This window comes from Aliivibrio sifiae (genome assembly GCF_002954715.1).
Classification (GTDB): Bacteria; Pseudomonadota; Gammaproteobacteria; order Enterobacterales; family Vibrionaceae; genus Aliivibrio; species Aliivibrio sifiae.
Genome location: NZ_MSCP01000002.1, coordinates 736,490 through 762,726, shown reverse-complemented (window position 1 = coordinate 762,726; position 26,237 = coordinate 736,490). Strand labels below are relative to the sequence as shown.

General features: G+C 34.2%; 20 protein-coding genes. 9 read left to right on the top strand and 11 right to left on the bottom strand.

The features are described 5' to 3' along the window. Positions 1-17: 17 nt before the first annotated feature. A complete protein-coding gene (gene treR / locus BTO23_RS14565; RefSeq protein ID WP_061013811.1) occupies positions 18-962 on the bottom strand; it encodes a trehalose operon repressor TreR in 945 nt (314 codons plus the stop codon). Between the two features lie 132 nt (positions 963-1,094). Beyond that, positions 1,095-2,090, bottom strand: coding sequence for a beta-N-acetylhexosaminidase (gene nagZ, locus BTO23_RS14560; protein WP_060993795.1), 996 nt, complete (start codon positions 2,088-2,090; stop codon positions 1,095-1,097). A 188-nt stretch (positions 2,091-2,278) separates the two neighbouring features. Between nagZ and BTO23_RS14555 the strand changes: the two genes are divergently transcribed. The 8 genes from BTO23_RS14555 to gltS all read left to right on the top strand — a co-directional run bounded on the left by BTO23_RS14555 (position 2,279) and on the right by gltS (position 12,228). Then, positions 2,279-3,382, top strand: a complete 1,104-nt coding sequence (locus BTO23_RS14555; protein WP_060993796.1) for an anhydro-N-acetylmuramic acid kinase — start codon at positions 2,279-2,281, stop codon at positions 3,380-3,382. Positions 3,383-3,415: 33 nt separating this feature from the next. Continuing rightward, on the top strand, positions 3,416-4,288 hold the full coding sequence (locus BTO23_RS14550; RefSeq protein WP_060993797.1) for a (2Fe-2S)-binding protein: 873 nt from the start codon (positions 3,416-3,418) through the stop codon (positions 4,286-4,288). A 169-nt stretch (positions 4,289-4,457) separates the two neighbouring features. Then, positions 4,458-5,396, top strand: coding sequence for a porin (locus BTO23_RS14545; RefSeq protein ID WP_060993798.1), 939 nt, complete (start codon positions 4,458-4,460; stop codon positions 5,394-5,396). A gap of 155 nt (positions 5,397-5,551) precedes the next feature. Further along, positions 5,552-5,788, top strand: a complete 237-nt coding sequence (locus BTO23_RS14540) for an RNA recognition motif domain-containing protein (protein ID WP_060993799.1) — start codon at positions 5,552-5,554, stop codon at positions 5,786-5,788. A 165-nt stretch (positions 5,789-5,953) separates the two neighbouring features. Further along, positions 5,954-7,669, top strand: a complete 1,716-nt coding sequence (locus BTO23_RS14535; RefSeq protein ID WP_061013770.1) for an RluA family pseudouridine synthase — start codon at positions 5,954-5,956, stop codon at positions 7,667-7,669. 1 nt (position 7,670) lies between these two features. Beyond that, the gene (locus BTO23_RS14530) at positions 7,671-9,377 is read left to right on the top strand and encodes an RluA family pseudouridine synthase (protein WP_061005378.1); all 1,707 of its coding nucleotides are present in this window, start codon (positions 7,671-7,673) and stop codon (positions 9,375-9,377) included. Positions 9,378-9,705: 328 nt separating this feature from the next. Then, on the top strand, positions 9,706-10,785 hold the full coding sequence (gene rodA / locus BTO23_RS14525) for a rod shape-determining protein RodA (protein WP_105063864.1): 1,080 nt from the start codon (positions 9,706-9,708) through the stop codon (positions 10,783-10,785). 219 nt (positions 10,786-11,004) lie between these two features. Continuing rightward, a complete protein-coding gene (gene gltS / locus BTO23_RS14520; protein ID WP_060993803.1) occupies positions 11,005-12,228 on the top strand; it encodes a sodium/glutamate symporter in 1,224 nt (407 codons plus the stop codon). A 49-nt stretch (positions 12,229-12,277) separates the two neighbouring features. Here gltS and BTO23_RS14515 read toward each other — a convergent pair whose 3' ends face one another. The 8 genes from BTO23_RS14515 to BTO23_RS14470 all read right to left on the bottom strand — a co-directional run bounded on the left by BTO23_RS14515 (position 12,278) and on the right by BTO23_RS14470 (position 23,405). Then, positions 12,278-13,906: a methyl-accepting chemotaxis protein gene (locus tag BTO23_RS14515; RefSeq protein WP_060993804.1), complete on the bottom strand. Its 1,629-nt coding sequence runs from the start codon at positions 13,904-13,906 to the stop codon at positions 12,278-12,280. Between the two features lie 468 nt (positions 13,907-14,374). Continuing rightward, positions 14,375-15,418, bottom strand: coding sequence for an HlyD family secretion protein (locus tag BTO23_RS14505; RefSeq protein WP_105063862.1), 1,044 nt, complete (start codon positions 15,416-15,418; stop codon positions 14,375-14,377). Between the two features lie 5 nt (positions 15,419-15,423). Further along, a complete protein-coding gene (locus BTO23_RS14500; RefSeq protein WP_060993807.1) occupies positions 15,424-16,737 on the bottom strand; it encodes a glycosyltransferase family 2 protein in 1,314 nt (437 codons plus the stop codon). Further along, positions 16,737-18,089 (bottom strand): TackOD1 domain-containing metal-binding protein, encoded by a 1,353-nt coding sequence (locus BTO23_RS14495; RefSeq protein WP_060993808.1) that lies wholly within the window; start codon positions 18,087-18,089, stop codon positions 16,737-16,739. Before BTO23_RS14495 ends, BTO23_RS14500 begins: the two co-directional genes overlap by 1 nt. A gap of 71 nt (positions 18,090-18,160) precedes the next feature. Beyond that, complete coding sequence (locus BTO23_RS14490; RefSeq protein ID WP_245922117.1) at positions 18,161-19,474, bottom strand: sensor domain-containing diguanylate cyclase; 1,314 nt, start codon at positions 19,472-19,474, stop codon at positions 18,161-18,163. Positions 19,475-19,491: 17 nt separating this feature from the next. Continuing rightward, positions 19,492-21,174 (bottom strand): bifunctional diguanylate cyclase/phosphodiesterase, encoded by a 1,683-nt coding sequence (locus BTO23_RS14485; protein ID WP_105063861.1) that lies wholly within the window; start codon positions 21,172-21,174, stop codon positions 19,492-19,494. 563 nt (positions 21,175-21,737) lie between these two features. Next, on the bottom strand, positions 21,738-22,385 hold the full coding sequence (locus BTO23_RS14475) for a winged helix-turn-helix domain-containing protein (protein ID WP_061005383.1): 648 nt from the start codon (positions 22,383-22,385) through the stop codon (positions 21,738-21,740). 396 nt (positions 22,386-22,781) lie between these two features. Further along, positions 22,782-23,405, bottom strand: a complete 624-nt coding sequence (locus BTO23_RS14470; protein WP_105063860.1) for an outer membrane protein — start codon at positions 23,403-23,405, stop codon at positions 22,782-22,784. Positions 23,406-24,010: 605 nt separating this feature from the next. On the opposite strand from BTO23_RS14470, the gene BTO23_RS14465 reads away from it, so the two are divergent. After that, on the top strand, positions 24,011-24,676 hold the full coding sequence (locus tag BTO23_RS14465) for a DedA family protein (RefSeq protein WP_060993813.1): 666 nt from the start codon (positions 24,011-24,013) through the stop codon (positions 24,674-24,676). An 86-nt stretch (positions 24,677-24,762) separates the two neighbouring features. Here the strand turns inward: BTO23_RS14465 and gnd are convergent, their stop codons facing one another. Then, the gene (gnd, locus tag BTO23_RS14460; RefSeq protein WP_105063859.1) at positions 24,763-26,211 is read right to left on the bottom strand and encodes a decarboxylating NADP(+)-dependent phosphogluconate dehydrogenase; all 1,449 of its coding nucleotides are present in this window, start codon (positions 26,209-26,211) and stop codon (positions 24,763-24,765) included. Positions 26,212-26,237 lie beyond the last annotated feature (26 nt).

Below are 26,237 nucleotides of genomic sequence, written 5' to 3'. Positions count from 1 at the left end.
GTGTTATTTTTAATAATTTAGAAAGATAAAGGCTGAGTTAGGTGTGCAATATTTACCGCACCATCTAATTGCTGTAATAGCTGTTTTGCAGCACTCTCTCCGGCAAGTTGATAACCAGGATTTATACTGATGATATTGGGAAACAAGAAAGAAAGTAATTCATTACCACCTACCCCAGTAATTTGAATATCCTCACGATGTAACTCTTGAAGACGCTTAGCAACGCCAAGAGCTAATGTATCACTCGCACATACTATGGCTTCAATATCATCATCTAACACCGAATCAACTAACGCATACGCACTTTGGTGATCTAACTGTCCTGTTGCAAATCGCGGTGGTAACTCGTGCTCTTCACACCAGTTTAAATAGGCATCTAAACGCAATTTACCTGTTGTTTTATCACTTGGATCCACGCCAATATAAGCAATATTAGTGAGGCTTAGTTCTGATAAATGATAAAGTGCTTGTCTTATTACACCGTTATTATCGTAGTTAATTGAACTGACTTTATCTGTATCCATTGCAATGACGACCATTCGTTCATTCCAACGTTCAACTTCACTCATATCGCACTCTGTAAAACCAAATAGAATAACGCCATCAACACTGCGCTTTCTCAGAACTTCTAAATGTTCATTAGTTTTTTGAGTATCAAATTGACTTTCCATAATCACAGCATCATAACCATGACGATAAATCACTTCTAAAATTGCACTAACTGCTTTATTTTCTGAAGGTGAGTCAAGACGAGCAGTAATAATACCGATAACTTTTTGACTTCCACCACGCATGCTTTGAGCTGACTTTGAAGGGGTAAAACCAGACTCTTTAATTATCTGTTCTACTTTTAGGCGGGTCTCTGGCTTCACTTTTGGATCATTGGTTAATACACGAGAAACCGTCGACTTTCCAACACCAGCCATTTTAGCTATATCAAGAATCGTCAGTTTTTTCGTCATGCGTAGATCATCCATTAGTGTTAATGCCATTTATAGAATACGAATATTCATTTTATACGTTAATAGTTTACTCATTCTGTAATAAAAACGCATGAAAAATATCATGCGTTTTTATTCTACAGGCTTAACTATCTATGATTTCCAACGATCATAAGCACGGGTAATGCTCTCATTCGCCGCTTTCCACTCTTTACTGTTTAATAGCGTTGCCCTATCAAAATGCTTAGTTTTCAATAATGCGTTTGCTTTTTCTACCGTTTGAATGTCTAGGTTGTCTAACACTTCTACCGCAGATTGACGATTGTTGCACATAAGAACCATATCACAACCGGCATCAAGGGCTTGCTGAGAGCGTTCTGCTGGTCCGCCCATAATGGTCGCACCTTCCATACTCAAATCGTCTGAAAAAACTAATCCGTTAAAGTTTAGTTGTTTACGTAGCACTTCTTTTAACCAATAAGAAGAACCACTGGCGGGTGATGAGTCGTATTCAGGATAAATAACATGCGCTGGCATCATCGCATCTAGAATACCTGCTTCAATTTGAGCTTTGAAAATCGCCATGTCTAACTCAAAAATATTATCACGGTTATCATAAGGTGTTTCTAAATGAGAATCAGCAATCACACCACCATGACCAGGGAAATGTTTCCCTGTTGTTGACGTTCCTGCAGATTTCATTCCTTGCATAAACGCGGTGCTGTATTTAACAATGGTCTTAATATCATCACCGAATGCTCGGTTACCAATAGCTTTACAATCAAAACCGTTATCAAGAACAGGTGCGAAGGTAAGATCAATATCATGAGCAACTAACTCTGAACATAATAACCACCCTGCCGTTTTTGCCAATTCTAAACCGTTATCCATTTCTGCATAAGCTTGTGCTGGAGGAATAAGAGTAAACTCATCCCTAAAACGTTGAACACGACCACCTTCTTGGTCGACACCAATAAGAATTGGACGACCAGCGGCTTTACGAATAGATGCAGTTAATGCAGCTAACTGCTTTGGATCATGATAATTTCGAGCAAATAGGATCAAGCCACCCACAGTTGGGTGCTGTAATAATTCACGCTCTTCAGCATCAATCTCGTATCCTTCAACATCTAACCATAACGGTCCCATAAATTTCTCCAAATCATCTTAATTTTTATAGGCTTAAAGTATCATGCTCTTTATGAATTTAAAATCTTATATCTGGAACTTATTACTCAAAATACGTTGAATTGTTTAAATATTATCTCTCTGCTTTATGGCACAATAACTTGGTATTATTATCTTGGCATAAATCAAATGCAGTTGGAGAAATGAGAATGGAAAAATACATAGGCTTAATGTCAGGAACGAGTTTAGATGGTGTTGATGCCGTATTAGTAGAAACTAACGGCACAACCATTAATTTACTTGGCCATGCGGATTATCCAATGGATCCTCAATTAAAATCAGATATTTTGTCTTTCTGCACAGGCCAAGCAACTAATTTAAAAATCGTTGGTGAAATTGATCATCGCTTAGGGCATTTATTTGCTGATGCTTCTTTACATCTTCTCAATACCCTCTCTGTTGCTCCAGAAAGCATTACTGCGATTGGTAGCCATGGACAAACTGTTTTTCACTCACCAGACACACAGCATCCATTCACAATGCAGCTCGGAGATGCCAACATCATCGCAGCAAAAACAAACATAGATACTATTGCTGATTTTCGTCGTAAGGATATGGCACTAGGTGGCCAAGGAGCTCCACTGGTTCCTGCCTTCCATCACACTTTATTTGGTAAGCCAAATAGCACTCATATCATCCTAAATATCGGCGGCATTTCTAATATATCTATCTTACAAAAAGACACTCCCGTAATTGGCTATGATACAGGCCCTGGTAATATGTTGATGGATGCTTGGATCTATAAACATAAACAAAAAAGCTATGATCATAATGGCGATTGGGCTCGTGATGGTGTCGTGATTCAAGAGTTATTAGCTCAATTAAAACAACACAGTTACTTTGCTCGCCCTTACCCTAAAAGCACAGGACGTGAATTGTTTAATTTAGAATGGTTTGCTCAATTTATTGAAAATAAACCATACAAACCACAAGATATACAAGCGACATTGTTAGAATTTACTGTCGTTACTATTGTTGAACAAATCGCTAAATTTCATGTTGGTGAAGCGGCAAAGCTGCTTGTGTGTGGTGGCGGTGCTCATAATCAATATCTGATGGAAAAACTGCAACAAAATTTATCTAATTGGGCAGTTGCTACGACTAACGACTACAATGTAGATAGTGACAACATGGAAGCAATGGCGTTTGCATGGCTTGCACATCAACGAATTCATAACAGACCAAGCAACGAGCCAGATGTAACAGGTGCTTCACGTTACGCAAGTTTAGGTGTAGTCTACCCAGCCTCTTAAATACAAATAAGAATAATTAAGAAGTATTTTATTATGCACATTTCAGCTCAATTACAGCCACTTTGGCACAGTAAAAAACCATTAAACTCATGCCATTCTTTAAAAGATCAACTGGCATGGCTGCACGATGCTGACGATAATTTTAAGCTTAAAGCGATTAACAAAGAGCAACTTGATGATAAACACCTTCTATTAAATGAGTGGCTGCCTGCTAATTTATCTAATGCTATTGAATTGTTTGGTAAAAAGAATGAAGTAAACCAAAATGTTGCCGCGTCAATGTGGTTAAAATCATTCAATAATCAATTTTTTACCAGTTTAACCGCTTTACGTTTAAAATTTAATCGCGTACCTATCGTTCAATTTAATGACATTTTCATTTCCACTCCTAATGGCGAGAAAATAAAATCATTACAAATCAACAATAAAAGTTCTTTTGTTTGTCTTGAAAATGACCCACTAGCGACTAGCCCTCAAGCAACTGTTGTCGCAAACCAAACATTATTAGATGAAGCCTTTACTCATTTGATACAGCAAATTGGGGGTGGATTAAGTGTGTTATTTGAAAAAGAAAGATTAAAGCATCGTCCATTTTGGGGAAGTATCTCACTGGCTATCAGCGTCTTCTTTATGCGTTTAACCGAAAAAGGCCTTTCTGCAGATCTCGCTAAGCAAATACTTCCTAATGCCCAGCAATGGTTATCAAATACCATGCCTGATATAGGGAAAGAACTGGCCCATATCCATGTAGCAGAAAAAGAGCAGCGCGCTATCTTATATGTCCAACGTGAAACCTGTTGTTTAAAATACAAAATTGATGGCAAGAAAAATTGTGCTACGTGTCATTTACTTTCTGATGAAGAACGAATTAAGAAAAACACCAAGCGCATTCCTTCCTCATTGTAATACGCACTTTATCAATTGTAATGTGTCGGTAATACCACCGACACATTAGTTTTATAAATGTTAAATAAAACCTACATCATTCCTTAATATATCTTTTCTATCTTAGATCTCAAGCAAATAACTAGACTAAAACGGATTGTTTTGGTTCATTTTAAAGGTATGGGATCTAATGAAAAAATTACTACTATCAACCGCTATTTTATCGTCTTTTGTATCTGCACCACTTCTTGCTGCAACCGTTTATGATCAAGATGACACGCAATTAAAAGTTGGTGGCAGAGCCGAAGCTCGAGCAAATATTTCTGACAATAATGAATCAGCAACAGACAGTTCATTTGAAGATAAAAGTCGTGCTCGTATTAATTTAAAAGGCAAAACAACAATTAATGATAGCTTAGGCGCATTTGGTACTTATGAAGTAGAAATCGGTAGCGGTAAAAATAACACAGTAAACACTCGTTACTTGTTTGCAGGTTTGAGCACCACTGTTGGTAATTTCTCTTACGGCCAGCAAGACTCTGCGCAAGTTATGCTTACTGACTATACCGATATCCTAGCAACATTTGGGGGGGATGCGGCTGACTTAACGAATGGAAACAAAGATAAACGTGAAAATAACTTCTTATACTCGGGTGAGTTTGATGCACTAACCATCCAAGCCAACTACATTGCAAGTAATACCAAAAAGAATGATAGCTTTGGTATCTCTGGCATGTATGCATTGCCTATGGGCTTAGATATCGGTTTAGGCTATACATCAGGTGAAGAGTCTTCAACAGGACTAATCACAGCAGATGCCGATCAAATCAACTTGGCAGTTCGCTATACACTAGATGCATTTATGGTTTCAGGTTTATTTACAACCGGAGAAGTAGACAAAGATGATGCAAGTGGCTACGAATTAGCAGCAGCCTATAAACTTGACCAATGGGTATTCCAAGGCGTTTATAACTTCCAAGAAATAGACAGTACCGATACTGAAAATAATGTCGCTATTGAAGCTATTTATAAGTTAAATAAAAGCTTCCGTACTTATGCAGGCTATAAATTTGAGCAAATCGATAACAAAGACGACCAATTACAATTCGGCCTTCGTTACGATTTCTAAATAATTTAATTACAAGATAATAAAATTTAGCACTCTGGGTGGAGGGCTAAATCCCAATCCGGAACAGTTATTTTGCTGTTTCGGATTTTTCACTTTGGCACATTATCTTAAGATCTGTTATAACGTACTTTCAAATCACTATTTAACGGTTAATCATGAAATTACTAGTTCGCAACCTACCTCGCACAATGACTGAATATGAATTAAGAGAGATGTTTAAAGCTCACGGTTCACTTGGTTACTGCACACTGGTTTTAGATGAAACAACTGGGGAATCTAAAGGTTTCGCTTTTGTTGAAATGCCAAATGAAGAAGAAGCTCTAGCGGCTATCGAAGCGGAAAATGGTAAAAAGTTTGGTAAAGATAAAATCCGTGTAAAAGCGGCTGAATAATCCCCTGATTTTGTAAACCAAGCGCATTCAGTGATTAGAAAATATCGGTCCCAACCTGTTTCTAATCACGATACCAATCGTATTTGCAACAAAGATACGATTGGTATTGCCTTGTGCTGTTTAAAACCATCGCCCCACTTCACCTCTTGTTAATTAGACATTATTATGCCAATTTCTGATCCTTGCTTTACTTCTTTTACACAATCCATTAATAGCTATGCCTTGCCTGAACGATTCACTTTCCCATTTTATTATGAACCACATCCACTATGTGAATTAGCGGCAAGTCAGTTACAACGTCACCTAACGTCACAAACCGATTGGCAGCATAACTTTGGTGTAGAGCAAGATGTTATTGTAGGAAGTAACGAAAAAGCCATTGGTAAAATGTTTGGTGTCTTGTTAGTTCAGCATTCATCAGGAGAGATTGGATACTTATCTGCGTTTTCAGGTAAAGTAGCGGACAGTAATCATCTTCCTGGGTTTGTTCCTCCGGTATTTGATATGTTAGAAGAAGATGGATTCTTCAAAACTGAATTAGCTGAAATTACAGAGATTAATGCAACGATAAAACTGCAACAAGCCAATCCTCAACTCGTAGAGTTAACAACAACCCTACAAACTGAAATCAAATCCTCTCAAGACCAACTTGAAGCACAACGACAAGTAATGATTGAAGGAAGAAAATCGCGTAAAGAGCAACGATCAACAGCTGACAATAAAGCTCAAGATGGCACTCAGGAATCTCAAATAGCCCTAGAGCAATTAATCATCCAGCTCAGTAAAGAAAGTATTAAAGAGAAAAATACATTAAGAGATCTTAAGATCTTTTGGGATGAAAACGTAAATAATATTCAGCATCAGTTAGATCGGCTAAATACAGAATTATCACAATTAAAAACAACGCGTAAAAACCTATCTAATGCTCTACAAAAAAAACTATTTCAGCAATATAAATTCTTAAATACTCATGGTATTGAAAAAGATCTGAATGATATTTTCAAAGATACACCGAATCACATTCCACCAGCTGGTTCTGGAGAATGTGCTGCGCCTAAATTATTACAATACGCTTTTGCCCATGAGTTAACACCACTAGCCTTAGCTGAGTTTTGGTGGGGAGTTGCCCCTAAATCAGAAATACGTCAGCACAAAAAATTCTACGCTTCTTGCCAGAGTAAATGCCAACCAATTTTAGGTCATATGCTTGAAGGTATAGAAATGGATGAAAACCCTTTGCTAATTAATCCAGCAGAAGGCAAAGACATTGAAATCATTTATGAAGATGAGTTTATGCTTATCGTCAATAAACCTGCTGACTTTTTATCGGTTCCCGGTAAGAACATTCAAGATTCGGTCTACACTCGTATTCAGCAACGCTACCCTAATGCAACGGGAGGCTTAATCGTTCATCGTTTAGATATGGCGACCTCAGGGTTAATGGTGCTAGGGTTAACGAAAAAAGCACATAAACGACTTCAAAAACAATTTATTAATCGTACTGTTGAAAAACGCTACACAGCATTAATTGATGGTGTATTAACCCAAAATGAAGGAATGATAACCCTACCATTGCGTGGTGACCTTTATGATAGACCTCGTCAGCTAGTTTGCTTTGAACATGGAAAGCCAGCAGAAACAACCTACCAAGTTCTTAAACGTAATGGAGAGAGAACTAAAGTGCACCTTTACCCAAAAACAGGCCGCACACACCAATTACGCGTTCATTGTGCTCATCATCTTGGCTTAAACATGCCAATAATGGGCGATGACTTATATGGTAAAAAAGCCGACAGGCTCCATCTGCATGCTGGATATTTATCACTAACTCATCCGATGACAAAAGAACCAATGGAATTTAACGTTGAGGCAGAATTTTAGAATGACAAATATTCATATTGCATCACAAAAGTTTACGCCGTTTTCTCATTTAACAGCGCATCAAGACTTGCCACAACGTTTTACGTTTCCATATTACTACACGCCTCATCCATTAGCGTTACAAGCGATAGAACAGTTACAACATTATTTAGAGAATCAAACCACTTGGCTGCATGATTTTGAACAACAAGGCGTCATGTTTGGTGTGTTAGTCGTGAAGAATCAACAAAATGAATTAGGTTACCTTTCATCTTATGCTGGTTGTCCTTTATATTCTTTTGATAACGAACAAATTCCGCCATTTTTTGTTGATGCTATTTTTGATAATTCAGCACATCACCACCATTTTTCTCAACAAGAAAGTGAGATTAACCAACTCACCCGTCATATCAACGAATTAGAAAATTCCTTTGAGTTTATTGAACTGACAAAAAATTTAGCCGCTAGCATTGAGCAATCAGACAAAGAGATTACAGAGCAACAACACGCAATGTCTTTAACAAAAACACAGCGTAAACAAGCACGAAAAGAAGCCGAATTACAAACTGAGCCATCATTAACACCAGAAGATCTGAATGTATTCATTCGTGAGCTAGGTAATCAAAGCAGTCGTGAAAAACGTGAGTTAAAAGCATTAAAACAACATTGGAAAGAAACGGTATCTGAGTTTTCAGAACGGCATAACAAACAGCTTAATGCTATTAAATTAATAAAAGAAAAACAGGCTAAATTAACTAAAGAGATAGAGTCTGCAGTACTAACATCATGCTCATTTCTTAATCATCATGGTATTTCAAAAAGTCTATTTGAGCTATTTACTATTAATGATTTAAAAACAACGACTCAAGATCCAATTTTATATTCAAGTGAACAAAATTTACCAAAACTCTTACAAACCGCATTTAAAATGGGTTACGAACCATTAGCCTTAGGCGAGTTTTGGTGGGGCTCTTCCCCTTATGATCAAATCCGCCAACATAAAAACCTCTATCCTGTTTGCCAAAGTAAATGCTTTGAGATTATTCAACACATGTTAGATGGTATTGAAACGGATGACAGCCCTTTAGAGCTAACCCCTTCTTATGGAAAAGAGCTTGAAATCGTTTATGAAGATGATGTCATGGTTGTCGTTAATAAACCTGCCGAGTTTTTATCTGTATCAGGTAAATATATTACAGATTCTGTCCATGCTCGGATCCAAGAGCGTTACCCAAATGCAACGGGGCCATTGATTGTTCATCGTTTAGATATGTCGACCTCTGGCTTACTGGTTCTTACCTTAACCGCAGAAACGAATAAACACATACAAAAACAGTTTATTGAACGTACCGTTGAAAAGCGTTACACCGCGCTTCTTGAAGGTAATATTAAATCAGAACACGGCATCATCAATCTACCTCTGGCGGGAGATATGCAAGACAGACCTCGTCAAATGGTATGTCATAAACACGGGCGAAGTGCAGAAACAACTTATGAAGTAATATCACGTAACAACAATCGAACTAAAGTATATCTTTATCCTAAAACCGGTCGCACGCATCAATTACGAGTACATTGTGCCCATCAGACAGGACTAAATACCCCTATCGTTGGTGATGACCTATATGGTTTTAAAGACACTCGATTGCACTTACATGCAGGGTATTTAAAACTGCGTCACCCAATCACAAATAATGAGATGGAATTTGAGGTGAGTGCTGAGTTCTAAGCGCTTTATTCAGTTAATAATATAAATATCATAACGAGCATTTTAGGTGCTCGTTTTTTTATTGTTTATCGTAAGTAAAAGATTGCTTTTTTCTATAAAAGCGTTATTTTCTCTGTCTTATAAATTGGTTGCATAACCATAATTTCAGTATCTAAACTTAGGTACTCTTTGTAGACAATCTCATGATACATAAAGACTCATTGCCACTATCTATAAGCTTTCAATGTAATGCATTTGTAGAGAGTTCATAACCTCATTAATTTTTAAACTCTTTTATGCATTCAAAACAATGAATGTCTCCTTACCCGTTTATAAAGATTACTGACTTATGTTCAAATATACACCCCGAATTGATTATGCTTTACTCATTGCTATTCTACTATTAATGCTACTAGGCACTTTAACGGTATGGAGCGCAAGTGGCTTTAGTGAACCTATGTTAGAACGACACCTCATCCGTGCTTTAATTGCGGTTAGTTGTATCGTTATCATGTCATCAATCTCACCACGCACTTATGAGCGAATAACACCTTACTTATATGTTTTAGCGGTTATCCTTCTCTTCGGTGTAATTGTTGCTGGTGATAGTACCAATGGTTCTCAACGTTGGTTAGTCGTTGGCCCTATTCGATTTCAACCTTCAGAATTAGTTAAAGTTGCGATCCCATTAATGGTTGCTTGGATTTTAGTAGCAGAAGCTGGTCGTCCTGATATTAGGAAAATCATTATTTGTTTACTTGTTACAGCTGTTCCTGCTGGACTAATCTTTATTCAACCCGATCTTGATGGCGCTATCTTTACTATAATCTACGCCCTATTTGTGCTCTATTTTGCGGGAATGAGTTGGAAAATCATTGGCTCCTTCCTTGGCGGAATTGCAGTCATAATCCCTATTTTGTGGGTTTTCATTATGGAAGCTTATCAAAAAAAGCGGGTTACTCAGTTTCTTGACCCTGAATCTGACCCACTTGGTGCTGGCTATCAAATAATTCAATCTTTAATTGCAATTGGTTCCGGAGGTATACGTGGTAAAGGTTGGACAAACGCAACTCAAGGCCAACTTGGTTTTATACCAGAAAGCCATACCGACTTTATTTTCTCTACTTATGCAGAAGAATGGGGATTTTTTGGTTGCGTGTTACTACTAAGCTTGTATTTGTTTATTACTGGTCGAGTCATTTGGTTGGCTTACCAATGTGACTCTTCGTTCAACCGTCTAGTCAGTGGCACTTTTGCTCTTAGCTTCTTTTTATATGCTTTTATTAATATGGGAATGGTTAGTGGGATCCTTCCTGTTATGGGAAGTCCTTTACCTTTCTTCAGTTATGGCGGAACGGCAATGATCACTCAAGGGATCTGTTTTGGTATTATTATGTCTCTCTGCCTACATAAATCATATAAACCTTAATAATCAATAGATTAATGATTTAATTGAGAATGATGAGATTATGTTTATCGTGCTTAACTACTAATATGAACTTTTTATGACAGTGAATATTTATAGTGACATTTTCAATAACTTAGCATAATCTCGATCTTCCTAACAATGCTCATCTCGGACAGATATCAAATACTTACCTAGATTGGCATCATACCTATTGGTTTGATAATTTAACTTCGAGCTTCTATGACAAATACTCTATCTATCGGTGCATTAGAATCATTTCTGATCGCCATTTCAGTGCTTTCCCTTGGCCATTTCATCAACTCAAAAGTTGGGATATTGAAAAGATACAATATCCCAGAACCGATTGTTGGTGGCTTAATTGTTGCTTTTTCTATTACTGTTTTGCATTTTCAGGGAGTCAGTATTGAATTCTCTCTGCCATTGCAGAACACGTTCATGTTAATGTTTTTCAGTACTGTTGGTCTTGCCGCTAACTACACCCAACTAATCAAAGGTGGATCTAAGGTTTTCTTATTCTTAGCTGTCGCCTCTTTTTATATCTTAATTCAAAATGCCGTTGGTGTAGGTCTTGCTAGTGCAATGGGATTAGACCCACTATTAGGTCTAATTGCAGGTTCCATAACCCTATCTGGCGGACATGGTACTGGTGCAGCTTGGTCGCAGACCTTCGCTGAAAACTACCATTTGAATACATTAGAGTTAGCTATGGCTTCCGCTACTTTTGGTTTAGTCATGGGTGGTTTAATCGGCAGTCCTATTGCCCAAAAACTGATTCAAAAACACAACTTAGAATCAGAATATGGCACTGATATTGATACTCATACACGCTTCCCCGAACTGGTTACCTATAACGAACGTGAAGAAGACAAGGTAACGGCTAAGAAAGTTATTGAGATGCTATTTATCATGTTGTTATGTGTCGCAGGCTCACAACATTTAAGCAGTTTTGTGAATAGTTTTGGTATTGCTTGGCTTAAAATTCCTGACTTTGTTTATGCTCTATTTATTGGTGTTTTTATTACCAATATTTTTGAAATAACCAAGGTTCGTAAAATTGACACAGATACCGTTGATATATTAGGCACAGTATCTTTATCACTTTTCTTGGCTATGGCTCTTATGAGCTTGAAGTTATGGAATATCTTTGATCTTGCTATCCCATTCTTGATTATTTTAACTATTCAAACCCTAGTCTTAGCCCTGTTCTCTTACTTTGTCACTTTCCGTGTTATGGGATCAAACTATGATGCGGCAGTAATGGTCGGGGGTCATTGTGGATTTGGATTAGGGGCAACCCCTACTGCTGTAATGAATATGGGGTCATTAGTTTCTAGATTTGGTCCTTCGCCTCAAGCCTTTATGGTTGTTCCAATTGTTGGTGCCTTCTTCATTGATATTACTAACTTAATCATTCTTCAAGCTTACATTAGTTTTATTGGGTAAAAATAAAATAAGCTATAAAGCACAAGACTTTATAGCTTATTAATAAAACTTATAACGTGAATTGATCTATGTTTTTAGACAAGTTAGAAATGCTTTTATTCATATTTTTAACTTGTTCTGAAATTACATTTGAAACGTCCATGCATACTTGAGACATATCCCTCACATTAACAGCATTACCATTAATCTCTTCAATCACACAAGTCTGTTCTTCACTTGCTGTAGAGATTTGATGACTCATATCTGATATAGAATTTAAGTTGTTATCAACAATTTCGATATTGTTTCTAGATACAATAGATTGCTCAACACACTCTTTAATTGTATTTTGGCTCAGTTCCATTTTCTCACTTACATCAAGTGTCTTAGCTTGTAAGTTAGAAATGATGCTATTAATCTCAATTGTAGAGTGCTGCGTTTTTTGAGCGAGCACGCGAACTTCATCAGCAACGACGGCAAAACCTCGTCCTTGCTCCCCTGCTCTTGCCGCTTCAATGGCAGCATTTAATGCCAATAAGTTCGTTTGATCTGCAATATTACTGATCATATCTAGAACACTGGTTATCTTATTACTATCGTTACGTAGCTCAGAAATTAAAGCGTTACAATCATCGATTTCAGTAGAAGCTAAAGCAATCACTTCTGATGTATTTGAAACAATTTGCTTAGTCTGATTACACTCTTTGGACGCATCAGTAGTAAAATTAGCAGAGTTATTAATGTTACTTGTAATTTCATTTGAGGCACACTGCATTTCATTAATTGCAGTCGCTAACATATCGACAGAGTTAAGCTGCTGTGTTATTGCTTTTTCATTTTCTTTTGATTGCTCATTCATTAAATTGAATGCATCGTTGCTAATATCAATACTTTCTTTTACCGCATTGATTACATTAACAATTTTTAATCTAAAAGAACGAATTGACTTCATAATACTGCCGATTTCATCATTAACAAAATCATTACTATCAATAAATTTGCATACATCTCCATCTCGAAGATCCAATGAAATAAAGGTATCTAGAGAAGAGTTGATCAATGCGATACGGCGATTCAAATCTTTTGAAATAAATAATCCACTAACGACAGAAACCAGTGTTATAGATATAATAATAAATATAGCAAAGTACAAAGTGTCTAATCGTTCTTGTTTTGAAACTTGTCTATATTCCTCAAGGAAGACATCGATCTTGCCTGAAAGATCACGAATATTGTTATTAATTTTACTATAAACAACTAAACTATCACTAACGAGTTTAGCCCTAGGTTCTAATGTTCTACCATCTTTAATCGAATCGACATATTTTACGTATTCATTAATCTCATTACCTAACGAAATCAATTGGTTTTTTTCATTCTTGATAACATCTAAATCAAACGTACTGTATGAATTCAATAGAGAATTAATATCAGATACCAAAGCACTTCTTTCATTCAAGTCATTTTGATCTTCAAAACGGATAGAAATCAATGCAAGATCTGTCCTTCTTAAAGATATTAATTTTTTTTCAAAAGTATCGAATATTTCTGATGATTGGATTACTTGTCTAAACAAAAACTGCTCTGTTTTATCATTATCAATATAATTCATATATATAATATTCAATGCTACAAACAGTCCCATAGCATTAAATGCCACTAAAAATAAAATTTTATTTTTTAATGAAAAGTTTTTCATGTTACAACCTTTAATAATTATTATTTATTGTATTGCTTATTTTATTTGATACAAATATAACCATTGATAATGGTATCTACTCAGTACCTAACTCGTTAAGTATTACTTTTAAATTAATACACTTTGATATGATTTCTTTATAGTGATTACTATCATATATCGGCTTTGATAATTCATCGATAAGCCAGCAATTTAAATCAATCAACTTCAAGACTGCCTCTTTATTGTTTACCATCAATAGAGGATCTTTTTCCATTGCAAACTTTAATATCTCACACGAGTCAGAGATTTTATTAATTAAAAAAACATAGTCTATCTTCATCGTTCAATTACTCCTAAATTATTGTTATTTAATCATTAGAATAATAACGTGACACATAGAAGCATTCTAATTATAACTTATTACACTTAATTACATAGTTAATGACATTGGGTAATTAAGTGTATTTATATATTTTTAATTATAAATTAAAACGAAACATTAACAGGCATTCCTTCTACCCAAGAATTTGCCTCTAATTTTTCATTAAACATTACCTTTACTTTTAGTAGGGCTTTAGGTCCTTCAAAAGGTTTTGCTAACTGAGCTGGTAACTTAGATGTCGTTTCAATCGCAAGATATACGTGTCCTTTTAAGCGCTTTCTATTTGGTAACGTAATAGTAACAGATGCACCTTCTGTTGCTTTATCTATATATTTTGGTTCTAAATACACTATGACAAACGGTTCCAATTTTGATGAAACCGTAACTAAATCATCACCTTTTTTTACTCTTTGGCCAACAACTGCATTTATCTCTAAAATATTACCATCTAATGGTGAACGGATATTGAGTGCATTATATTGACTTAATTTGGTCACTAATTCTTGATTTAATCCCCGTATAACTTGAGCGATACCACCAGCAAGATTAAGTTGATGCTCATTTATTTTTGCTTGGCGCAATTCAATATCGGCATTAGTCATTAGATTTTGAGCACTACTATACATACCAATAATAGCCGCATAATCAACTTGTGATACTTTTCCTTCTTTTATATATCCATCATACTTTTCTTTTATTTTGGTTATTTTTATTAAATTTAGTCTTGCATTATTAATTGCCAATAAATATGGTTTAAAGTCATCTTTTGTTGTAACTTTACTTTTCACTACATTTTGTAGTTCATTTCTTAAAAACGAAATATCTTCATTTAATACTTTATCTTCTAAATATAAAACATTTTCATTTTCAAAAACATCACCGCCCTCTTTGGCATTAATCTCAACGACTAATCCATCTTGAGGTGCTGTTAAAATAACAGGATTACTGGTAATGATCCCTGGTGCAATCGTTAAGATATATTCTTGGAAAAACAAATATAACATAACAAATAATGGACTTAATACTAAAGCTAAAATTGAATACCAACGTATTCGATAACCTCCCCTTTTAGCATTACCATAAACGACTTTCATTCCATTTTCAGTTTTTGGCTGTTTATTTTTTTCTAGGTGAAATTTAACTTTCATAATGTCTAAAACCGTTTTCCACGTTTAAGTACCCACCATGGAGCCATACTTGATTCTTCATGGCTTCTTCGTGTCACTTCATTAACCATTGAAAATGCAGTTATTAATCTCATAAAAAATGCATATAATGGATAAATTGGTAACCAAATTAATAACTTAATGTCTTCTTTTGCTCTTTCTGATACTAATCCAATATAAATCGAGAACGTAAGGAGGATAAAACCCATATACAATAGGTATATAAAGAGTAACATCGCCAAAATCACAGTTACTGGATAACTAAATAAAATATGTAGCGTAAACAAAACCATCAAAAGTGGTAATATCACATTTTGTATTACTCCATACACTAATGTATAAATGAAATTCCCCCAACCGAGTAATTTTGGGTTAAGCCCATTACGATGTTTTCGTAAAAATAGAAAAAGTAAGTCACCATCCCATCGTAACCTCTGCATGATGAGTATTTTTAATGTATCAGGAGCATCTGTATGCCCTACCGCATGAGGAGAAAACGCTAATCGACAGTTTGGGTGACGTCCTTTGTACTGTTTTAATCGCATGGTAAGATCGAGATCTTCTGCTGTATGAGTATCCCAACCTCCAACTTGTTTAATTACATTTACGCGAAAAGCACCAAATGCCCCAGAGATATTATTTAGTACTCCCCAGTTACTCATTCCCGTTTTACCTGCTTGCATTGACATCATGTATTCAAGTGATTGCATACGAGTTAGAAAGTTGGCATCCCAATTTCGGACTCTAAGTGCCCCACCAGAGGCAAGAACATTTGGATCTGAAAATTGTTTCGCCATCTCCCAAGCCATATTATTATCGAATGATGTATCTCCATCGACATTGATTATTAGGTCATTTTTTGCTTCTGATAATCCAGCATTTAATGTTGATACCCGACCTCCTCGTTGCCACTTAGGTACCACTTTCACTCTTCTCATATCGCAAAATTGATGCCGTTTCGCTCCATTTAATGCCGCTTTATAGGTGTCTTCATTTTGCTTTGCTCCATCAACAACTACTAATATTTCAATAAAACTTGGATACACTTGTTCAACTAAGGTATCAATAGTCTGAGCAATCGCTTCACCTTCACCATAACAGGTAATAATAAAACTAATTGTCGGATATTCCTTTGGTTCCGCATCACTTAAATTCCACGACCAACGGAAGACACCAGTTGAAACTAATAAAAACAATGGTAATTCAATAAAAATCATAATAGGGAAAAATAAGAATATTAACCCTATATCTTGTTGTAACATTCCGACCATAGAATAAAAAACATATTCAAACTCGCTCATTATTCAATAGCACCAAGTTGTTCAACCAACCACAAAGAAGCATCATCATGTAATGATGGTTCAGGCAAAGCCCAAATATGAACATTTAGAACAACTAATTCAGACTCAATTTTATCTGCAATAATTTCTACTTTTTTCTGTAAAACTGACAGAGACTCAATAGGTGTCATTGGCATGAGTAACAAAATCATGTCAGATCGATACTGACAACAAACATCCGTATCACGTAAAATCCCATTCAAGTCATTAGATATCTGATCAATTAATTGGATTAATTTAGCCTCTCCAAACTGATTTGAATACGTTTCAATTCCAGATAATTTAATACCTAATAGAATGTGATTATGCTTATGCCTGATTGCTAACTTATTAACCCAAACTAATAAATTTTCAAATGACTCCCCACCGATGAGTCCTTTTAGTATTAACTCTTGGCTAAATGAATGTTGACCATATATCATTACATTTTTAACTTGTTCATCAGCCTTGTATGTATTGATGTGACGAGTAATTAAGTCATCAATTTCATTACTATCTGTGCATGATAAACATCGAACCCTAGCAACTGATTCAGAAAAGGTGTAATCACAATCTAAACACTTATAATTTTCTAATGGGCGATCATAATCAACACCAATATGGCGTAACTGAGTTAAGCAAGTTGGACATTCTAATTTTCCACGCTGCGTAAACTGGTCTTGCTTTCCGACATGACCACAAGTGAAGCAATGCAGTGATATTGCTTCTTCAATATCTACACTTTTACAAGAAGGACAGGTTTCAATATAGTTTTGATGACCGCTATGGCAGCTTGGACACAATCTAATTCTATCAACTGTATATTCTTTTTTTAAATTCCCTCGCTTTGCTTCTAATTGAAGGTAATTATTAAATGTACTTTTATAACCTAAATACGAAGTAATTAATGGATAATGATACAATTCCTTTTTAGTGCTATCACAAAGAGGTTTTAAACATCGTTCATTTCCTAACCAAAGCCAAGCTAACAATTTGTCGATTGGTTCTTCTTTTATTAACTCTAGTTTTGAACGGTGTAAATTCCATTGTTCTGTTACGTTTGTTGGAGTCCATAAACCATCAGATAAGTGGGGGCTTAAGATGCTTATTTTTAAAACATAGATGCGCCAGTTCCATAGTGCTAACTTAGAGTGAAGATATTCTAATGCTCTATCTTGCTCTTCTGAAGGTAGAGATAATATACAAATAGCGGGTTCATGTAAGAATAGTTCATCCACATTTGTGATATGAATAATATTAATATCACTACCATATATAAATTTAGATTCACCAATAACATAGACAGGAATAAGGCTTCCAGGTTGCATATTCATAATTGTTACCATTAATATTTCAAATTAAAAAGGTAATCATTAGCTAATGATTAGCTTATATTAAATGTAGTTTATTTAGATTTGTTAAACTTTACTTTATACATTCTTTTGTCAGCAATTCTAATTAGGTTTTCTTTATCTATTCCGTCATAAGGATAAAGACTATGACCAATACTAATCCCTATATTTAATGACACAGTATCTATAATTATAGGCTCAGATATGGAATTAATAATTTCCATCTTAAAATTGTCTAAATCTATACCTGACGTATCACTTAAAATAATTGAAAATTCATCTCCACCTAACCGGAAAACATAACCTTTATTACCAACGATCAAATCAATTCTTCTCGATATTTCGATCAGTAATAGGTCTCCGACTTCGTGACCATAAATATCATTAACTTTTTTAAAACCATCAAGATCAGAAAAAAACAGTACTGATGTTTTAAATAATGAGCTAAATTTTTCATCAAATGAACGTCGATTATAAAGCCCTGTAAGTGAATCAACATGTGAAAGCTTATACATCTCTTTCTTTTTTTCTAATAAATTCATAAACATATAAGTAATTACAGACAAGGCTACAAAGAAAAAAATCAGTAAATAAATCTTATCTTTATATTCAATTGGATTCAGCCAGTTATCTTTAGAGCTAACAGAGAGAATCCAGCACTGATTTAACACCGAAAATTTATGATCAACAGCATTAGATAAGGCTTTATCTGACGATTCGCTAATCACTTTAATTTTGTTCGTGTTTTTTTCTAAAAAACTTAACTTATAATTGAACCCATCAATAGATAAGTCATTCAATGATAAGGTTTTTATGAAACTTTCAATATTTAATATCACAATGCTAAACCCCCAGAAATCTTGAAATTTATTTCCAACAAATACAGGGGTCCTAATAATAAGTCCTGAACCACCCTGAAAAAGTTCAAGTGGTTCTGACATCATACTTACCTTATTATCTCGTGCATAAAGAGCATCTTGTTTTCTCTTTTCATCTGTAAATAAATCAATATATACATTCTCATTACCCTTTTTAGGGTAAGCAAACTGAACAAAGCCATTAGGAGCAAGTTGTAAACTTTTTATTGCTGTATTATTTTTTATCAGATTTTCAGATATTGAATTGAAATTATACTCGGTTATAATAGAGTTTTGCGTAAAAATTAAATATCTATATACCTTCGATAAGGTAAGGTATTCGTTAGTTTTAATTAGAATTTCACTTTCATACTTACCTAAAAGATGAATCATATTATTTTTATTTATTGACTTAGTGGCATTATTACTTACATAAAACATCACAGAGCCAACAAATACATAACATACGCATAAACTGATTAAAGCCGTTTTATTTATCTTAGTTAACATATTATGACTTAATTAATTTATCTATTTTTATCCAAATACATTCTCTCATCCGCACAGTTAATCGCAATTTCAATGCCTTTAGCTAAATTATCGATACCAAAAGAGAAAGATAAAGCGATACCATCAGATTTAAATAATCGTTCTACTTTATTTCTAATTAACTCTAACCTACTTTTAAATACATTAATGTCATTCCATTTAGTAAAGATTAAAAATTCATCACCGCCGTACCGAATAATTAAGTCTTCTTCTCTCAACTCATTTTTTAGGTATCCAACAAGTCGATTCAAACAATTATCACCAAATTTATGACCAAATTTATCATTAATTTTTTTAAAACCATCCATATCAATAAAAGCAACCATATTGAAATTATTCATATAATAGCTATTTAAAATAGTTCTATCGAAACAATCGGTTAATGCATCACGCGGGAATGAATCCCTATCATCTTCATCATAAACAATTGTAATGATAAGTATTTTCCCGTAATGATTAATCTTTTGTCTAAACGTATAATACGATTTAATTTTTCCATCAAAATCAACCGACTCTCTTACAGCTAAAAAATTTGATTTTGATTCGATCAAATTCCTATCAATAGCAATACAACCTTTATATTGTTCAAATTGTTCATAAATTTTATTTAAAGGTAACCCAACAAGGTCAACTTGCATAAAATCGATGTGCGCTTGATTATTGAACAATGCGTTCCCTTCAGAATCACGAATGATCACTAAGCGGCTAGTACAATTAAGATACGATTTAAAAAAACGAGTTTCTGGGCTATTTGAGCTTACTGTTATTTTGTTATATTTTTTAAGTAAATTTAATTTTACTTCAGGGATATTCAAGCAGTCTGAAACTTTTGAACCAAGATTATTAAACTCATCAGCAACATGAATCTCGTTAATGATACTTTCACATGTTTTAGTGTCATCATTTTTAATTAAATCATAAACTAATTTTTCTAAAATTAACTTATTATCCATCGATTTTTCAACGACATCTTGATGCCCTGTAATTTTCAAATCAAATATTTTCAATGGCTTAGAGAATAAGAAGCCTTGATATGATAACGTTTTGCCATATGACTCAATTAAATCTAACTGCTTATTAGTTTCAACTCTTTCGATAACAATATGAAAATCATGAATGTCAGACAGCTCATCTAATATGTATTTAAGGTGTCTGTAGTTATAAAAATTGTTTTCTATGTTTTTAACTAGAGAACCATCTATTTTGATTTCATCAAAATCTAATGCTAAAACCTGCTCAATATCAGAAAAACCTTTTCCAAAGTCATCAAGAGAGAACTTCACACCTAAAGACTTAATTTTTGTCATCGCATTTTTAACACGACTTAGTGATAAATAATTATCATTTTCTGTGATTTCAAAAGTTACATCAGATTCATTCACTAACAGCTTAGAGACTTTTTCAACAAAAAAATCAGATTCTAAGCTTTGAATTGAAATATTTATCGATACAGGAAAACTCATACCTATGTATTCATGATACGAGCGTCGCTCCAAGAGCACCTTTTTTATAACGCTGTAATCAAATAACGACTTATTAGTAATTAATGAAATATAGTTTTCTATATTTGATACGCCTGGGATCCTTAGTAAAGCTTCTGCGCCAATAACCTTTCCATGTTGAATTTTTGGCTGATATAAAAACGAACATTTAGAAATCAAGAAAATACCCTGAACAAAAAGTACTATTACAAAATGATGCTCACTAAGACTTTAGCGCATCAACAACAAGGCTGAATTTACCCTAATTAGTTTAAAATACAAATTATAGACAATTACATTCTATATAAATGAATGGGATTTTACATTTTATATATAAAAATAACTAATCGTGATTTTTTAATTATTATATGTGCAGAAAAAACCAATTTTCTTTAGGCTTTTACTTCCTGTAGGTAAAGTAACGAAGCAGGACTCACCTAACGAGTATATGTTTAATATGTAATAATTATTTCCGTCGTAGGCATAGAGTTGCCCTTGAGATAAATCATAGTCAACGATGAACTCACTTGAGTCACTAGTTGTAGACACCGAAGAATCATCACTTGAATGAGTATTCAATATTTCTACTGAGTCTAAATATTTTACATATTTGGCATATTTTACATAGTTGTCATTGATAGTAATGGTTCCTATCAATTCCACTCTATATATACTGTGCCATACTATTATAACGAGTAAATTAATAGCCGATATTAATAATAATATTTTTGATATTGTTGTTTTCATACCTTACATCGAGCTATTTTATTAGTTAAATTGAACTCACATTCTTGATTTTTTGTCTTTAAAATGTATTTATCATCTGATAATCGTATAAAATCAAAATCCTTTACTTTTATTATTTCATCTAAGGGAACCAACTTATAAAAAACATGTTTATTCACGCAATAAATTAATGATGCTGTTGATAAAATAAATGTGACTATTGATAAGACAAGTATTGTTATTTGTTTTTGTTTAATCTTTTTATTAGATTCTACTTTGCCTTGCTCCAAAGCATTTTCGATTAACTCATTGTCGATATCTACAGGTATCTCTTTATAATCAATAGATTGCAAGTTATTAATTTTATATCCTGTTCCTTTCACATTTTCAATCACTTCACGTTCTGAATCTCTAATCGCAACTCTAGTCCGTTTTATTAACTGTGGTATGCTTTCATTAGATATCCATTGAGTTCCCCATAGTATATTTTTAATATGCTCATTATTACAAACTAAAGGGTATTCTTTAATTAATAAATTAAGAATATCCGATACTAAAGGAGTAGTTGAGCCGTATTCATTTACATCATTTCTTGCGTCTTCTAGTGAGTTATACAGTTTTTTAGTTCTTGGATTCCAATAGATTTCATTAAGTTTAAAAAGCATAAAAACCTTACTTAATAAGTACCTAGTCAATAATGAATATAAATAAACCTATTCTTATTTAATGTCAATCTCTTATTCTTGGCTTAGTTAACATAATGAGAATATTAGAGTTCTTCTTACACAAAACAAACAAAGAAGATATATAAACCCAACAATAAACATTGAAAGTTACACTGTAATGTTATCATTTATCTTTTATTGATTAAAATGGCGCCATGTATAAATAATTACTATTCCATCTAAATATACAAAATTTAAACTTAATTAGTTAAAAAGATCAACAAACGCCATTTTAAAGATAACCAAAAATTCTACTTTAAAGAAAGAAGAAGTATAGGTTTATTGTCATATGTTGCAGTATAAAAACTACAACATATAAACAATTAATTGAGTAAATTAAAAAGAATATCCAGCACCAATATACATCGTTGTCACTGAGCCAACATGAGTATAATCTGATAATTGATAATTGTTTGCTTTATTCGTGAACTCAACAAGATCATCACCAAAGATATGCTCAAAGCCTACATTAAGTGCAAAATTATTCGTCACATTATATGAGCCACCTAATCCAATTTTTGGTAATACTTTTGATTCTTTTTTATTAAAAGCACTAACATTACTTGAAAGATCTTGAACCGTATAAGCAGCACCAGCCTTTCCAAATATACTCCATTTTTTATTAAAGTTATATTTAGCAACACCTAAAGCTGCGACATTATAACCATCATAATCAAATCTTAAATTTTCAATTTTTGTTTCATTAGTTGCATATGATGAATAGCTAACTTCAGCACCATACTGAAATTTATTATTCATTTCAGCGTTAAATAAAACGCCAGAATTAAGTCCCCAAGCAAACTTTCCTGACTCTTGTGAATAGTTCATTCCATCGATATCAGCATCAGGGGCCTCTATGCCTCCTATACCCAAATTAATCCCTATATATGGAGTCATATCTGCAGAAGCTGAAGCTGAAAACAAACCAAAAATTAAAGCAGCAAGATGTATTTTATTCATAATAAATACCAAATAAGTCTTAAAAATAATAGTTCAATACTTAGGTTCAATCATTTATCTATAGAAGCTAAGCAACTCAAATAAAATCCTCCCATAAATTATAAGTATGATTGGTGAGGATTAGATTCGATTAAAAATATACATCAATCCAAAAACCAAGCAAATTATAACAAAGGCTTATCTTATTACATGAGCCGAATCATTTAAGTTAACTATCAATTCAATAAAAAACAACAACTTACAACAGACAAGACAAAAGCGCCAAATATATTTTTTTACATAAAACCACATAAGTTTTATTTATTATATTGCATTAATTGATTTGTAATTAATCAATATCTCATTATTTTTAAATAATACCTATTTCAGTTAGTTATTTATAATTTTGTTTTCTATTTACTACAATAACCGTTATAAAAAGTAAGTAACACTTACCTAACTCTTGATTTGTTACCCGTTTTTTAAGCTAAAAAAACAACTTAAACATAGTTTTATGAACTTTTTATGACAGTGAATTTTTATAGTGACTTTATCAAGCACTTACCTTACTCTCGATCATTCTTATTCAACAAGTTAACTACTTGAATTTCGTCTGGAGAATGGCGATGTTTGATTCATTTATTTCAATTTTAACGGCTCTTTGGCAACAAGATTTCACCATTTTACAAAATCCAAACAGTGCAGCGATGATTTACTTCTGTCTGATCTTATTCATTTGGTTAGAGAGTGCTTTTATCCCTGCCGCCCCACTCCCTTGTGACAGTGTTGTTATCCTTTCAGGCTCTTTAGCTGCAGCGAATGTGATTAGCTATCCAGTTATTGCTGCTGGCCTTATTATGGCCGCTGCCATTGGTAGCCAATTGGCATTTATTCAAGGACGCTGGTTACATAAATTCCCAACAATTCAAAAATGGATAAGTGCGGTTCCACAGCATAGGTTACAAACTGTCGACTCTTTACTTGCTAAGCATGGTCTTATTGCTTTGTTTGTTGCTCGATTTATTCCTGTTGTTCGTCCCCTCTTACCATTAATGATGGGACTAAGAATGCAAAAAGCGGCTCGCTTTCATTACTTTGCTTGGATGAGTGCCATTATTTGGATTTTATTGCTTACTGGTTTTGGTTACTCTCTTTCTTTTTTACCTGAAAAACTGTCTAAATACATTACGATGGCTTTAATGGCTGCTCCCGTAATTACCTTAGCTATCGCATTAGGTAGTTTTGTTAGTGGTTATTGCTTAAAGAGATATCGACGTAAAAAATTATATTAAAATCTATCTTTATATAGATAAGTAAAACAAGCCCTTAACTCATTATAAGTTAAGGGCTTTTAAATTAGTAATTAGGTAAATTTAACTTACGAATTGTAAGTGGTAGATGAAACATCGCCACCTTTGCCTGTCCAATTAGTATGGAAAAACTCTCCTCTTGGTTTATCCAAACGTTCATACGTATGAGCACCAAAATAATCACGCTGAGCTTGTAAAAGATTCGCAGGTAAACGAGCCGTTGTATAACCATCTAAGAATGTTAACGCTGATGTCATACAAGGCATTGGGATTCCTACTTCCATAGACTTAGCGGCAACTTTACGCCATGCAGATAAGCAATCTTCTAAGATCCCTTTAAAATAGCTGTCTGAACCTAAAAATGACAATTCAGGATCAATATCATAGGCATCACGAATATTACCTAGGAATGCAGAACGAATGATACAACCACCACGCCACATAAGCGCTACGTTACCATAATTCAAATCCCAACCATTTTCATTTGACGCTTCTCGCATCAACATAAAGCCTTGTGCGTACGAAATGATTTTTGAAGCCAGTAACGCTTGGCGTAATGCGTCAATCCACGCTTTCTTATCGCCTTCAACAGGGACGATTGTTTTACTAAATAACTGTTCTGCTTCTACTCGTTGATCTTTAAGTGCTGATAAACAACGAGAGAATACAGACTCTGTAATTAAAGTTAATGGTATGCCCATATCAAGCGCGTTGATACCCGTCCATTTACCTGTGCCTTTTTGTCCTGCTGTATCCAGAATTTTCTCAACTAATGGTTCACCATCAGTATCTTTATAACCAAGAATATCTGCAGTGATCTCAACCAAGTAGCTATTTAGTTCCGTTTCATTCCAATCCATAAAGACAGATTGCATCTCATCATGCGTCATGCCTAAGCCATCTTTCATGAACTGATATGCTTCTGTAATTAATTGCATGTCACCATATTCGATACCGTTATGCACCATTTTCACAAAATGACCAGCACCGTCGTTACCAACCCAATCACAACAAGGTTCATTATTCTCTGTTTTTGCAGAAATAGCTTGGAAGATTGGTTTTACAAATGGCCACGCTTCTGATGAACCGCCTGGCATGATTGAAGGACCAAAACGCGCACCTTCTTCACCACCAGAAACACCCGTACCAATAAAGTAAATCCCTTTTTCTTTTAATGCTGCAACTCGACGATTTGTGTCTGGGAAATTCGTGTTACCACCATCAATAATAATGTCGCCTTTATCTAGTAATGGTACAAGTTTATCAATGAACGTATCAACAACATCACCAGCACGAACCATCAACATAATTTTACGAGGAGTTTCTAGCTTCTCGACTAACTCTTCTAAAGAATAAGCCCCTACAATGTTGGTTCCTTTTGCTGGACCTTCTAAAAATTCATCTACTTTTGCAGCGGTTCGATTATGAGCGACGACGTTAAAACCATGGTCATTCATATTTAAAATAAGGTTTTGGCCCATTACTGCTAAGCCGATTACACCGATATCACCTTTCATATATTTCTCCAAAATTTGTATTGTGC